The organism is Roseinatronobacter bogoriensis DSM 18756 (genome assembly GCF_004366635.1).
Lineage (GTDB): Bacteria > Pseudomonadota > Alphaproteobacteria > Rhodobacterales > Rhodobacteraceae > Roseinatronobacter > Roseinatronobacter bogoriensis.
Window position 1 is genome coordinate 393,388 of record NZ_SORN01000002.1, and the last position, 13,481, is coordinate 406,868.

Here is a 13,481-nt window from a genome sequence, read left to right on the forward strand (position 1 = left end):
GTGCGACGTGCAAAGATGGAGTTACCATGGCCAAGGAAGAACTGCTCGAATTCCCCGGTGTCGTGAAGGAACTTCTGCCAAATGCGACATTTCGGGTCGAGCTGGAAAACGGCCATGAAATCAACGCACATATGGCAGGCAAGATGCGCAAGAACCGCATCCGTGTTCTGGTCGGCGACAAGGTTCAGGTGGAAATGACCCCCTATGACCTGACAAAGGGTCGTATCAATTACCGTTTCAAATAAGCCATGCGCCTGATTCTAGGCTCTGGCAGCCCACGCCGAAAAGAGATTCTGGCGGGGTTGGGAATCATTCCTGACGCAGTAATTGCGGCAGATATAGACGAGACGCCGCAAAAGGGCGAACTGCCCCGCCCCTATTGCGAACGCGTGACACGCGCCAAGCTGGACGCAATCGCCTCGGACCCCGATGATATCGTGCTGGTGGCTGATACCACGGTTGCACTGGGCCGTCGCATATTGGGCAAGCCCGAGAATGCCGCACAGGCGGCGGAGTATCTGCTCAAACTGTCTGGACGACGACATAATGTCATAACCGCACTTGCTGTGCGGCGCGGGGCACAACACTGGGCGCGCACGCAAGTCACAGCGGTCAAGATGAAACGCCTCTCGGATGTAGAATTGAACGACTATCTTGCATCTGGCGAGTGGCAAGGAAAAGCAGGCGGATATGCTATTCAGGGCCGTGGCGGGGCTTTCATTCCGTGGATACAGGGGTCATTTACCGGCGTGATGGGCTTGCCGGCGATGGAGACAGCGCAAATCTTGCGCGCCGCAGGGCTGAGGTGGGACACATGAAAGGCAGCGTGATCGCACTGGACCAGTTTCAAGGCCGCGAAGCGGCTGCGCGTATGGTCGACGGTCGTCTGGTAGACTTGCTGATCGCCGCAGATGACGACACGCTTGCCCCTGAAACGCTGTGCCGGGGCAAACTGGGTCGCCCGGTCAAAGGTCTTGGTGGTGCGTTTGTGGACTTGCCTGGCGGCCAGAGTGGCTTTCTGCGCCAGACCAAAGGGCTGCGGCCGGGAATGTCGCTGCTGGTGCAGGTAACCGGCTGGGCAGAGTCGGGCAAGGCCCTGCCACTTGGCACCCGCCTGATGTTCAAAAGCCGCTATGCGATCATCACGCCAGACGCGCCGGGGCTGAATGTCTCGCGCCAGATTGACGACCCTGCGCGACATGCCGAGTTGTCGCAACTGGCACAAGACGCCATGTCAGGCGCAGACCCGGCACTTGGGCTTATTCTGCGCTCGGCCTGTGAGGGGGCCGACGATGACGACATTCTGGCAGACATTGCGCAAATGCGCGATCTGGCCGAAGCTGTGCTCGTCGACACCGAAGGCGCGCCCGAAATCCTTGTGGATGCGCCCTCCCCGCATCTGGCCGCATGGCGCGACTGGCCAGAACCCGACACGCTGGACGACACAACGGGCAGCTTCTCGCGTCATGACGTGACCGAAGCGATCGAGCTTTTGCTACAGCCTGAAACCGGCCTGCCAAACGGGGCGTCGATGGTGATCGAACCCACCCGCGCCCTGATTGCCGTCGATGTCAACACTGGCCCCGACACAAGCCCAGCAGCAGGGTTGAAGGCGAATATCGCCTGTGTGCGCGACTTGCCGCGCCAATTACGCCTGCGCGGCATAGGTGGTCAGATCGTGATTGATTTTGCGCCCTTTCCCAAAAAAGAGCGCCAGATCCTCGAACAATCCCTGCGCGCCGCCTTTCGCAATGACGGGCGCGATGTGTCGCTGGCGGGATGGACACCGCTGGGAAATTTCGAACTGACCCGCAAACGCGACCGAATGCCCTTGAAACTGATGCTGAGATGAAATGCCCAATCTGCAAAAAGCCGGCAGATCCGGCATATCGCCCGTTTTGTTCACGGCGCTGCGCCGATGTGGATCTGGCACGATGGTTCCGTGAAGATTACGCAATTCCGGTGCCCTTGACCGAGGAAGATGATGACCCGTCTGATCCGGTCGGGAAAGATGATCAAGCTTAGCGACAGTTTTTTTTCAAAGCCTCTGGACAGTACCGAATCCCTGCAATAAGACACCCTCACCCAGCGCGAAACAGCCGCGCTTCGCATCGAAAGATGCACCCGTGCCCGGGTAGCTCAGGGGTAGAGCAGTGGATTGAAAATCCTCGTGTCGGTGGTTCGATTCCGCCCCCGGGCACCACTCTTAACACGGTTTAAGGTCGGTTGCAGTCTTTGCTTGACCGCTGTGATGTGTTCGGTCCGAATATTTTGAATTTGAGCAAATCCACCCGTTCCATCGGCGTGAAGGCTTCCCTCTTCCGTTGTGGCATGGTAAGGGCCGCGACGACTGGGCGCGACGCTCGGATTGACATTTTTCTGGAGAATACCATGGCTACTGAACGTACGCTGTCGATTATCAAACCCGACGCGACCAACCGCAACCTGACCGGCAAGATAAATGCCAAATTCGAAGAAGCGGGTCTGCGCATCATCGCGCAAAAGCGCATTCATCTGACCAAGGCTCAGGCTGGTAAATTCTACGAAGTACATGCCGAGCGCCCCTTCTATGATGAATTGTGCGAATTCATGGCCTCTGCCCCCGTTGTCGCGCAGGTTCTGGAAGGCGAAGGTGCAATTGCCAAGAACCGCGAAGTCATGGGCGCGACCAATCCCGCCGATGCCGCTGCTGGTACGATCCGCGCGGAATTTGCGCAGTCGGTTGGCGAAAACTCGGTTCACGGGTCTGATGCGCCGGAAACAGCCGCTGCCGAGATTGCCTTTTTCTTCTCTGGTCTGGAACTGGTCGGCTGAAGCCACTCAGCGCGCGACAGCCCCCTTCTCGGGCACTGCGCGGTAATGTTTGTGTAATAGACGCTGGCCCCGGATATGATCCGGGGCCATTTTTGTAAAACACGGGCTAACCTGTTGTGGCATTTACCAATGCCCGCTTTCCTGCAAGATAGTGATCATGTTCCAGACTGTAACTTTGCCCCTCTGGGCGCTGATTCTGATCCTTGCGTTTGCTGCGGTGACGTTCGCATCGCATTTTCTATTCCCATCGGTTCGCTGGTTCTTCCGCCGCAGGATGGAACGGGCCGTTGCCAAATTGAACAACAGGCTGCAACGCCCGATTGAACCGTTCAAGATCATGCGCAGGCAAGATCAGGTGACACGGCTGATCTATGATCCGCAAGTTATGGAAGCGGTGCGCGATTATGCCCGCGAAGAAGGTGTGCCGCCTAATGTCGCCTTTGAGAAGGCGCGATCCTATGCCCGCGAAATCGTGCCGGGCTTCTCAACCGCCACATATTTCGGGTTTGCGATCAAACTGGCGCAACGGATCAGTCAGGGGCTGTATCACGTAAGGATCGGGGGCGCAGACTCCCCCGGCCTGCAACAGATTGATTCGCGCGCAGCTGTGGTTTTTGTGATGAACCACCGCTCCAACATGGATTACGTGCTGATCACATGGCTTGCCTCCAAGCATTCGGCGCTGAGCTATGCGGTTGGTGAATGGGCGCGGGTCTGGCCGCTCAAGGCGTTGATCCGGGCGATGGGGGCCTATTTCATTCGCAGGCGCTATTCCAATCCGCTATACCGTGCCATCCTTGCACGCTATGTGCAAATGTCTGTCCAGCAGGGGACAACACAAGCGATCTTTCCCGAAGGCGGGCTAAGTCTGACCGGCACTGTTGGCAATGCCAGAAAGGGCCTGCTGCATTACATCGTTCGTGGCTTCAAGCTGCACGAGGGGCAAGACGTGGTTTTCGTACCTGTCGCCCTGAATTACGACCGTATACTTGAAGACAGGGTGCTTATTTCAGCGGGTTTGCAGGGCATACGGCGGTTCCCCGTCAGGGTGAAAGTTGTTATTGGTTTCACCCTGCGCATCATCTGGCAAAAGCTGCGCGGACAGTTCACGCCCTTTGGCTATGCAGCAGTGTGCTATGGCGCGCCCCTCTCCCTGCGCGAGTTTTTGACACATGAACCCGATGCAAGCACCGAGACACTGGCCGATCATCTGATGCAGCGTATTCGTTCTGCTGTGCCGGTATTGCCGGTACCCTTTGTTGCGGCGGCCCTTGTGCGCTGTGGCGGCGCGTGTTCGCGCGCGCAACTGCTTGAGGAATGCGACCGGCTGCGCGCTGATCTGCACAATCGCAAGGCTTGGCTTCATTTGCCACAAGAGCCAGAGAAGGAACATGTAACGCTGGGGCTGGCCGCCCTGAGCTTGCGTGGAATCATCAGCGTCGAGTCGGATCACATCACGACAACCCCGGGCGAGGAGCCTGTGCTTGGCTTCTATGCTGCCTCAACCTTGCAAAGATGCGATGCGCAGATAGGCATTGCCGCTGATACGGGCCAAACACTCCAGGACCCCGACACACACGAAGACATAAAATTACAAAATGTGATTAAATAGGGTTGCATTGTTGCGTGCGCGCTTTTATCGATACTGCAAGCGCGGCATTAATTTCTGCAACGCAGCACAACCCACCGGGCTACGGCCCAACAGATATTGCGAATGGAGGCACTCATGGCTCTGGACACTCAGGACGGCATTGCGCATTACGACGCGCCGGAAAAAGACCTTTATGAAATCGGCGAGATGCCTCCCTTGGGCTATGTGCCAAAACAGATGTATGCATGGGCCATTCGACGCGAGCGTCACGGCACCCCGGAAAAGGCCATGCAGGTCGAAGTGGTCGATATCCCCACACTTGACAGCCATGAGGTGCTGGTTCTGGTGATGGCGGCGGGCGTCAATTACAACGGTATCTGGGCCGGTCTGGGCGAGCCGATCTCGCCTTTTGATGTGCACAAGGCACCATTCCATATTGCCGGATCAGATGCTTCGGGCATTGTCTGGGCTGTCGGGTCTGCAGTCAAGCGCTGGAAAGTGGGTGATGAGGTCGTGATCCACTGCAATCAGGATGACGGTGATGACGAACACTGCAATGGCGGCGACCCAATGTTCTCGCCCAGCCAGCGGATATGGGGCTATGAGACGCCAGACGGGTCTTTTGCGCAATTCACCAATGTGCAGGCCCAGCAGCTTATGCCGCGCCCCAAGCACCTGACATGGGAAGAATCAGCTTGTTACACGCTGACACTGGCCACCGCGTACCGCATGTTGTTCGGTCATGAACCCCATGATCTGAAGCCGGGTCAGAATGTGCTGGTCTGGGGGGCGTCCGGGGGGCTTGGGTCTTATGCAATCCAGTTGGCCAACACGGCGGGCGCGAATGCAATCGGCGTGATCTCTGACGAAAGCAAGCGTCAATTTGTGCTGGATCAGGGCGCGAAAGGTGTGATCAACCGCAAGGACTTCAACTGCTGGGGCCAACTGCCAAAGGTGAACACGCCCGAATATAACGAATGGCTGAAAGAAGCGCGCAAATTCGGCAAGGCGATCTGGGACATCACCGGCAAGGGCGTGAATGTCGATATGGTGTTCGAGCATCCGGGCGAAGCAACCTTCCCCGTCTCGACACTGGTTGTCAAAAAGGGTGGCATGGTTGTGATCTGCGCAGGAACCAGCGGGTTCAACTGCACTTTCGATGTGCGCTATATGTGGATGCACCAGAAGCGCCTGCAAGGCAGCCATTTCGCGCATCTCAAACAGGCATCTGCCGCCAATCAGTTGATGATCGAGCGCCGCCTTGATCCCTGCATGTCCGAAGTGTTTCCTTGGGCCGAAATTCCACAGGCGCATGTGAAAATGTACCGAAACGAGCACAAGCCCGGGAACATGGCTGTGCTGGTTCAGGCCCCACGTACTGGGCTGCGCACATTCGAAGATGCGCTTGAAGCAGGGCCAAAGCGCTAAACAGCAGTTGAATTCATGTCAGACCGCCGTGCAGCCCCGGCTGCACGGCGTTTTTTTATGGCGGCCGTAAGCACACATTAACTGCCACGATCTAGCGTGTAGCTGGCAGACATGATGAGTCTGCGTTGATGGAGCACACCGTTGTGTCGCATAGCTGGCTGATCGAAACCCTGGGCGAAGTTCGCAAATATGCGGCGCGAAACGGCTTGCCCGCTTTGGCTGAACATCTGGAACAGGCCATTCATCTGGCGCATATCGAGCAGGCCACGCTGGAGGGACAGGACAGCGAAGGCAAGAAGCGCAGCAACGGCGAGAACGGGCCGGACGACCAAAGCCGCTGATTTCTTCGATCTGGTGTTGAAATGCGCTGCACTTCTCTGATGTCATACGCTAGGTTGACGCCATGTCAGACGCTATCGTTGAATTTTCCCCAGATCAGGCCGAAGCTTGGGATCGTATCGCTGAAGTGCTTGCATCGGCGGGTGTTCATCTGGCCGAAGGGCAGTGCGTTGTCCAACCGCAAGACACGCGCGCGACCCTTGCCGTCATGGGCAAGGCCGGATCTGGCAAGACCATGCTTCTGGCGGATCTGACCCGCACCCTGCTGGAAATGGGGGTAGAGCTGATCTCCGGCGATTATGAGGGGCGGCGCAAACGTGAACGACGCAGCCTTGCAGTGCTGGCCCCGACCAACAAGGCAGCTTCGGTGCTGCGCGGGCGCGGCGTTGCAGCCACCACGATCCACCGAATTCTCTACACGCCCGTCTACGACCCCGAATATGAACGCATTGCCGAATGGCTGACAGGCGCCCTGCCCCGCCCCACTGTCGAAGGGTTAAGCGATACCGCGCTGGACCGCGCACATGCATTCTATGCGCAGGTCAAATCCATTCCCGGCGCGCTTGCCGCTGCCGGTTTACGCGGGTCAGATTTCATCACCGGCTGGAAACGGCGCGAAGACCCGCTTGATATTGGCTTCGTTGATGAAAGCTCGATGCTCGACGCCCGCCAGTTGGAGGATTTGCAGGAACTTTTCTCGACGCTCATTCTGTTCGGCGACCCTGCGCAGCTTGCCCCTGTCGGCCAATCCGGGGAAATGGTGTTCGACAAGCTGCCTGCGCCTGCGCAATTGCGCCTGTCGCGCATACACCGTCAGGCGCAGGATAATCCGATTCTGGACCTCGCCCATTCTCTCGCTGATCCAGAGCTTGGGTTCGAGGACTTCGAGTCCCGCTTGCAAGACGCCGCAAACCGCGACGACCGCGTGCATCTGGCAGAGCGCGTGGACAGCGATCTTATGGCGCGCTCTCCTGTGCTGGTCTGGCGCAATGCCACGCGGCTGCGCCTGATCAACGCGTTCCGCGCTGCACATGGCGCCCCCGAGACCGAGTTGATGGCCGGCGAACCCCTTATCTGCGACGGGCTGGAACTGCCGCTGAAACACCGCAAGAAACGCATAGATCTGGAAGCACGCGGCCTGATCAAGGGCGCACAGGTGGTCTATCTTGGCCCCGGTCGCAAACCTGGTTTCTCTCGTCTTCATATCTTCGGTGCCGAAGATCCGCAGATTTCGGTTGCCTCGATCATCAAGATCGAAACCGACCCTGAAGAAGAGCCCTTCATTCCTTATGCCGCCACAATGGGCGCAGCCTTTGTTCATGGGGCCGCGGTCACGATTCACAAGGCGCAAGGCTCTCAATGGCCCGATGTTCAGGTTTTCGCCCCCGACCTGTTCGCGGCTGCACGCGCGGGCCGGTCAGAGGCCGGTATACCCCTATGGAAACGGCTGGCCTATGTCGCGATCACGCGCGCAGAACACCGTTTGCATTGGGTCATTCGCAACCGGCTTGCCCGCCCGAAGACCACCCTCTCAACTGCTGATCTGGGCGCGGCCCCCGCCCCGCTGGCCCTCGCGGCCGAGAGTTGAGGCTTGCGCACACAGAACCATCCGCGAAGGCTTGCCATAAGCGCCGCATTGCTGCAACACAGGTGGCATGGCCTTTGAGGCCCCGAATAGACACACCCTGACAGGAGGTTTCGATGCGCTGCGTATTCGTCCAGTTCCGCTGCCAGCCCGGCAAGACCTATGAGGTTGCAGATGCCATCTATGACCGTGAAGTGGTGTCAGAACTTTATTCCACCTCGGGGGATTTCGACCTGATCGCAAAGGTTTACATCCCAGAGGGTGAAGATGTGGGTCATTTCCTGACCAAACGCCTGTTCGACATACCGGGCATCAGCCGCACAGTCACGACCATGACATTTCGCGCATTCTGAGGGCTGTCGCGATCAACGACCATAACGCGGTACGGTGTCATCAATTGCGAAGCAAGCGGAACAGGGCTGACGCCCCCCAGCCGAAGAAAACCGCTAGAAACAGTGCCAGCAGGCCGTAGAGAAACGGTTGATCATAGGCCAGATTGGTCAGCCAGCGTTCCAGAACGGCCTTGCGCACATCAATAAAAGTCTCGATTTCATCAATCACCTCGCCATCGCGGACCAGAAATATCCGCGCGGCATAAGATCCTTCGACAATGGTTTTGGGCAGGGTCAGGCGTGTGCTGAACAATGTATCACGTTGCAGGTCAACTGTTCCTTCACGCTGCTGATACAGTCCTTCCGCCTCTCGAATGCGGATCAGCGCTTCGGTAAATGCGGCAGGGTCGGTTCTGTCGGCGGTGCCGCGCGCTTCAAAGATGGCAAGGCGCGTTGAAATACGGTGCGTCAGGTCCGCTTCTGCGGACAGGATTTCACTTAGCGGCCCGGTGCTTGCAACAGCATAGAAGCTGGGCGCGGCGCGCACTTCCTGCCCTTCGGTATTGACCCAGATTCCTGCGCGGCGTGCCTTGCGCCAGATCGTTGCCTGCTGTGGGGGGCCTTCGATCGCTACGATCACATCAAGCGTGGAATCATCAGGCAGTGCCAATTCACGGCGCACGGCCCCAAAAATCAGGATTTCAGAACCCTCGAAATTCACCGTCAGCGACACCCGGTTCTGGCTAAGCCCCACGATCACCTCTTCTGCGCGAAGGGGCAATGCCGCGACGAGAAAGGCCAGAACCAGCAAAAGGCGCATCAGAACCGCCCCTCTACCGTGATCGAATACAGTTCAGACGGGGTCCAGAGCAGGTCAAACGCGATTTTGCCGCACACAGCCAGCACCAGCAGCGCCAGCAAAATGCGCAACTGTTCCGCCCTTAATTTGACACCAAGGCGCGTGCCCACTTGCGCGCCAATCACACCACCAAGGATCAGAAAGATCGCCAGCATCACATCGACGCTCTGGTTTGTGACGGCATGCATCATGGTGGTAAAGGCCGCAACAAAGGTCACCTGAAACAATGACGTGCCGATCACGACCTTGGTGGGCATTCCCAGCAGGTAAATCATTGCAGGCACAAGCACGAAGCCCCCGCCAACACCCATGATTGCAGCCAAAATCCCGACACCTACCCCCACCAGCAACGGCGGAAAGACGGAAATATACAGCCCCGATGTGCGGAATTTCATCTTCAGGGGCAGGTTATGGACCCATGTATGCGTATGCAGCTTTCGCCGCACTGCATTCGGGTTCTTGGCGCGCATCAGCGCGCGCAGGCTTTCTTGCAGCATCAGCCCGCCGATGATGCCCAGAAAAATGACATAGGACAGCTGCACAATCAGGTCGATCTGGCCAAGGCGGCTCATCAGATTGAAGAACCATATCCCCAGAAGCGAACCAAACAGACCACCAATCAGCAGCACGGTTCCCATGCGCAGATCGACAGTCTTGCGCTTGAGATGGGCCAGCACGCCCGAAATGGATGACGCGACAACCTGATTGACACCAGTCGCCACCGCAACCGCAGGGGGCACACCGATGAAAAACAGCAGCGGGGTGATCAGGAACCCCCCACCAACGCCGAACATGCCCGACAGCACACCGACCCCGCCGCCCACCCCCAGCAGGGTAAAGGCGTTCACAGAAGTCTCGGCGATGGGCAGATAGATCTGCATGCCTGTCTCAGGGCCGCTTGGGGCCGGTTAGTGTTCCTTGACGTATGCAGCGCCACCGGCGCGCGGCGGTATCGCCTTGCCCACGAACCCTGCCAGAATGACAACCGTCAGGATATAGGGCAAGGCCTGCATCGCCTGAACCGGCAAATTGACCCCCAGAATGTCGATATTCTGAAACCGATTGGCCACAGCTTCCAGCAAACCAAACAGGAATACCGCCCCCAAAGCGTGCCACGGTCGCCATTTGGCAAAGATCATCGCCGCCAACGCAATAAAGCCCCGGCCCGCAGTCATGTCCTTGACGAAGCCCGCCGACAAGCCCGTTGACAGATATGCCCCCGCAAGGCCGCAAAGCACACCGCAGATTGCGACCGCAGCATAGCGCAGGCCAACGACCGACACGCCCGCCGTATCGACCGCCGCCGGGTTTTCACCGACCGCGCGCAGGCGTAGACCGAAGCGGGTCCGAAACAGCATGAACCAGGTCAGCGGCACGCAGAGCAAGGCGACATAGACCAAAAGCGCATGGCCCGACAGAATACCGTGATAGATTGGCCCGATGACAGGCACATCACGCAGCGCCTCGGCAAACGGCAGATCGATACGCGCCATACGCGCATTGCCCGACAGGGATGGTGTGCGCCCGCCCTGCCGAAACCAGTTCTGCGCAATCACAACGGTTATCCCCGCAGCCAGAAAATTGATCGCCACGCCAGAGATCAGTTGATTGCCCCGGAATGTGATCGAGGCCAGACCATGCATCAGCGACATGAGCACCGACACACCGACGGCCGCCACAACGCCGATCCAGACATTACCGGAAACAAAGGCAATCGACGCCGCCATGAAGGCCGCCACCAGCATCTTACCCTCCAGCCCGATATCGAACACGCCCGCGCGTTCGGATATCAGGCCCGCAAGGCAGGCAAACAGCAAGGGCGTTGCCAGCCGCATGGTCGATTCCAGCACCTGCACCAGCACCATCATATCCATCAGCGCGCCCCCCGCATTGCGAACAGGCGCGCAATCGGGATGCGCACCATATTGTCCAGCGCCCCTGTAAACAGGATGACCAGCGCCTGAATGACCACGATCAATTCACGCGGTATCCCCGTCCAAAGTGCAAGCTCTGCCCCGCCCTGATACAAGAACCCGAACAGCATCGCGGCCAAGAACACGCCAAACGGGTGATTGCGCCCCATAAGTGCCACAGCGATCCCGATAAACCCTGCCCCTTCAACAGCATTCAACACAAGGCGCTGCTGCTCGCCCATGACAGAGTTCACCGCCATCAGCCCGGCCAGCGCACCAGAGATCAGCATCACATAGATCGTGATCCGCGCGGGGCTGATACCTGCATATTCCGCCGCAGGTTCCGACTCGCCGAAGGCGCGGATCTGATAACCAAGCCGCGTGCGCCACAACATGAACCACACTGCAAAACACATGCCAACCGCCACCAGAAGCGAAATATTCACAGGCGGCACAGTCGAGAATGGAATGCCAAAAACCCCAAGGATTTCATGAAGTTTCGGCAAGGCGGTTTCCGCAGGAAAGCGCGGAGATGACGGGTCCTGGGCTCCTTGCGGCCGCAACACATTAACCAGGAAATAACCCAGCAAGGATGCCGCAATGAAATTGAACATGATCGTCGTGATGACGATGTGACTGCCGCGCCGCGCTTGCAGATAGCCCGGAATAAAGGCCCAGGCCGCACCAAAGACCGCCGCGCCAAGGCTGGCAGCAATCAGCGCCAGTGACCAATGTGGCCAGGGAATATACAGACAGACCAGCGCAACCCCAAGGCCGCCCAGAAGCGCCTGCCCTTCGCCGCCGATATTGAACAACCGCGCCTGAAACGCGACCGCAACAGCCAGCCCGGTGAAGATGAAATTCGTCGCATAGAAAAGTGTGTAGCCCCAGCCATAGCTGGACCCGAACGCCCCCTCGACCATCAGCTTCACCGCGGCCCAAGGGCTTTCGCCAATTGCCCAGATCAGGATTGCGGAAATCACGAATGCCAGCAAAACAGATGTCAACGGCACCAGCGTCACATCTGCCCAATGCGGAATGCGCCCCTTGCTCATGCCATACCCGCCATCATCAGCCCGAGTTCCTGTGCATTTGTCTGGTCTGGCAGTCGTTCACCCATGATTTTCCCGTCAAACATCACGATGATCCTGTCAGACAGGGACAGGATCTCGTCCAACTCTACCGAGACAAGCAAGATCGCCGATCCGGAATCGCGCAGCTTGATCAGTCGCTGATGGATGAATTCAATCGCGCCAATATCAACGCCGCGCGTCGGTTGCCCCACAAGCAGCACATCGGGTGCATGTTCAATCTCGCGCGCCAGAACGAGCTTTTGCTGGTTGCCGCCGGAAAACCCGCTGGCCTTCAGATGCGGGTCGGGCGGGCGCACATCGAATGCGTCCATCTTGGCCTGTGTGTCGCGGATGATGGCGGCGTTATCCATTTTCCAAGAATGCGGATTATAGAGCGGATCATGGTGGTATCCGAGCGCGGTATTTTCCCAGGCGTGAAAATTCAGCACCAAGCCACGCCGATGCCTGTCTTCGGGCACATGTGCAATGCGCCGTGCGCGCCGTGCCTGTGCGTCACAATCACGCCCCGACAAGGGCAGCGGTTGCCCGTTCATCCATGCTTGTCCTTCGGCAGGGCGCAAACCGGCAAGCACCTCCAGCAACTCTGACTGCCCGTTCCCGGCAACGCCGGCGATGCCCACAATCTCGCCCGCGCGAAGCTCGAATCCGATGCTGCGCAACCGCTCGACACCCTGAGCATCGACCAGACGCAGCCCATCGACACGCAGCACCTCTTCCCCCGGACGAGCTGGCGTTTTCTCTACCCGTAACAAAACCTTACGGCCCACCATTAATTCTGCAAGCTCGGTCGGGCTGGTTTCTGATGTGGTGCGAGTGGCGACCATCTCGCCGCGTCGCATTACGCTAACTTCATCCGTTACATCCATGATTTCACGCAATTTATGCGTAATAAGAATGATCGTTTTTCCCTGCTCTTTTAGCCCGCGCAAGATGCGGAAAAGGTGGTCTGCCTCGGATGGCGTCAGCACGCCCGTCGGCTCATCCAGAATCAGAATATCTGCCTCTCGATACAGTGCCTTGAGGATTTCGACGCGCTGCTGATGGCCTACGGACAGGTTTTCGATCAGGGCATCAGGGTCCACATTCAATTCAAATTCACGCGCAAGGTCTTTCAGCAGGCCGCGTGCCTTTGCCAGTGACGGGCGCAACAACCCACCGGCCTCGGCCCCAAGAATGACATTCTCCAGCACGGTGAAATTCTCAACCAGTTTGAAATGCTGAAACACCATTCCAACCCCGGCGCGAATGGCGGCAAGGCTGTCGGGAATTTCAGTGGGGTGACCATTGATCAGGATTTCGCCCGAATCTGCGCGATAAAACCCGTAAAGAATGGACATCAGCGTGGACTTGCCCGCGCCATTCTCGCCCACAATCCCGTGGATCGTGCCGCGCCGCACGCGGATCGAAATATCCTTGTTGGCCTGAACCGGACCGAATGCCTTTGATATTCCGCGCAGTTCAATCGCGTAAGAAGCGGATGCGGCAGTGTCCTGCCGCATCATATCTGTACTTGTCTGTGTCATCCC

15 protein-coding genes and 1 tRNA gene are annotated in these 13,481 nt (G+C 58.1%); 11 read left to right on the forward strand and 5 right to left on the reverse strand.

Translation table 11 applies throughout. The features are described from left to right. Positions 1 to 26: 26 nt before the first annotated feature. The 11 genes from infA to EV660_RS06680 all read left to right on the forward strand — a co-directional run bounded on the left by infA (position 27) and on the right by EV660_RS06680 (position 8,110). Entirely contained in the window at positions 27 to 245 is a 219-nt protein-coding gene (infA, locus tag EV660_RS06630) for a translation initiation factor IF-1 (RefSeq protein WP_071470354.1), read from the forward strand. A gap of 3 nt (positions 246 to 248) precedes the next feature. Continuing rightward, positions 249 to 818 carry a Maf family protein gene (locus EV660_RS06635; RefSeq protein WP_071480927.1) on the forward strand — a complete coding sequence of 190 codons (570 nt, stop codon included), beginning with the start codon at positions 249 to 251 and terminating at the stop codon, positions 816 to 818. Continuing rightward, positions 815 to 1,852 (forward strand): ribonuclease E/G, encoded by a 1,038-nt coding sequence (locus EV660_RS06640; protein ID WP_071480928.1) that lies wholly within the window; start codon positions 815 to 817, stop codon positions 1,850 to 1,852. Before EV660_RS06635 ends, EV660_RS06640 begins: the two co-directional genes overlap by 4 nt. After that, positions 1,849 to 2,025, forward strand: coding sequence for a DNA gyrase inhibitor YacG (locus EV660_RS06645; protein WP_071480929.1), 177 nt, complete (start codon positions 1,849 to 1,851; stop codon positions 2,023 to 2,025). Before EV660_RS06640 ends, EV660_RS06645 begins: the two co-directional genes overlap by 4 nt. A gap of 103 nt (positions 2,026 to 2,128) precedes the next feature. Continuing rightward, positions 2,129 to 2,203, forward strand: a tRNA-Phe gene (locus tag EV660_RS06650). 188 nt (positions 2,204 to 2,391) lie between these two features. Further along, the gene (ndk, locus tag EV660_RS06655; protein ID WP_071482152.1) at positions 2,392 to 2,814 is read left to right on the forward strand and encodes a nucleoside-diphosphate kinase; all 423 of its coding nucleotides are present in this window, start codon (positions 2,392 to 2,394) and stop codon (positions 2,812 to 2,814) included. Between the two features lie 157 nt (positions 2,815 to 2,971). After that, positions 2,972 to 4,426, forward strand: coding sequence for a 1-acyl-sn-glycerol-3-phosphate acyltransferase (locus EV660_RS06660; protein ID WP_071480930.1), 1,455 nt, complete (start codon positions 2,972 to 2,974; stop codon positions 4,424 to 4,426). Between the two features lie 114 nt (positions 4,427 to 4,540). After that, complete coding sequence (gene ccrA, locus EV660_RS06665) at positions 4,541 to 5,833, forward strand: crotonyl-CoA carboxylase/reductase (protein ID WP_071482153.1); 1,293 nt, start codon at positions 4,541 to 4,543, stop codon at positions 5,831 to 5,833. A gap of 128 nt (positions 5,834 to 5,961) precedes the next feature. Next, positions 5,962 to 6,174 carry a hypothetical protein gene (locus EV660_RS06670; RefSeq protein ID WP_071480931.1) on the forward strand — a complete coding sequence of 71 codons (213 nt, stop codon included), beginning with the start codon at positions 5,962 to 5,964 and terminating at the stop codon, positions 6,172 to 6,174. A 62-nt stretch (positions 6,175 to 6,236) separates the two neighbouring features. Continuing rightward, positions 6,237 to 7,760, forward strand: a complete 1,524-nt coding sequence (locus EV660_RS06675; protein WP_071480932.1) for an ATP-dependent DNA helicase — start codon at positions 6,237 to 6,239, stop codon at positions 7,758 to 7,760. Between the two features lie 113 nt (positions 7,761 to 7,873). Further along, positions 7,874 to 8,110 carry an Lrp/AsnC ligand binding domain-containing protein gene (locus EV660_RS06680; protein ID WP_071480933.1) on the forward strand — a complete coding sequence of 79 codons (237 nt, stop codon included), beginning with the start codon at positions 7,874 to 7,876 and terminating at the stop codon, positions 8,108 to 8,110. A gap of 40 nt (positions 8,111 to 8,150) precedes the next feature. On the opposite strand, the gene EV660_RS06685 is transcribed toward EV660_RS06680, so the two are convergent. From EV660_RS06685 to EV660_RS06705, 5 genes are read right to left on the reverse strand one after another with little or no spacing between them, the layout of a single operon-like run. Beyond that, positions 8,151 to 8,909 (reverse strand): TIGR02186 family protein, encoded by a 759-nt coding sequence (locus EV660_RS06685; RefSeq protein ID WP_071480934.1) that lies wholly within the window; start codon positions 8,907 to 8,909, stop codon positions 8,151 to 8,153. Then, positions 8,909 to 9,829 (reverse strand): sulfite exporter TauE/SafE family protein, encoded by a 921-nt coding sequence (locus EV660_RS06690; RefSeq protein ID WP_071480935.1) that lies wholly within the window; start codon positions 9,827 to 9,829, stop codon positions 8,909 to 8,911. Before EV660_RS06690 ends, EV660_RS06685 begins: the two co-directional genes overlap by 1 nt. Positions 9,830 to 9,856: 27 nt before the next feature. Then, positions 9,857 to 10,822: an ABC transporter permease gene (locus EV660_RS06695; protein ID WP_071480936.1), complete on the reverse strand. Its 966-nt coding sequence runs from the start codon at positions 10,820 to 10,822 to the stop codon at positions 9,857 to 9,859. Next, complete coding sequence (locus tag EV660_RS06700; RefSeq protein ID WP_071480937.1) at positions 10,822 to 11,916, reverse strand: ABC transporter permease; 1,095 nt, start codon at positions 11,914 to 11,916, stop codon at positions 10,822 to 10,824. Before EV660_RS06700 ends, EV660_RS06695 begins: the two co-directional genes overlap by 1 nt. Next, positions 11,913 to 13,478 carry an ABC transporter ATP-binding protein gene (locus EV660_RS06705; protein ID WP_244927315.1) on the reverse strand — a complete coding sequence of 522 codons (1,566 nt, stop codon included), beginning with the start codon at positions 13,476 to 13,478 and terminating at the stop codon, positions 11,913 to 11,915. Before EV660_RS06705 ends, EV660_RS06700 begins: the two co-directional genes overlap by 4 nt. Between the last annotated feature and the right edge of the window lie 3 nt (positions 13,479 to 13,481).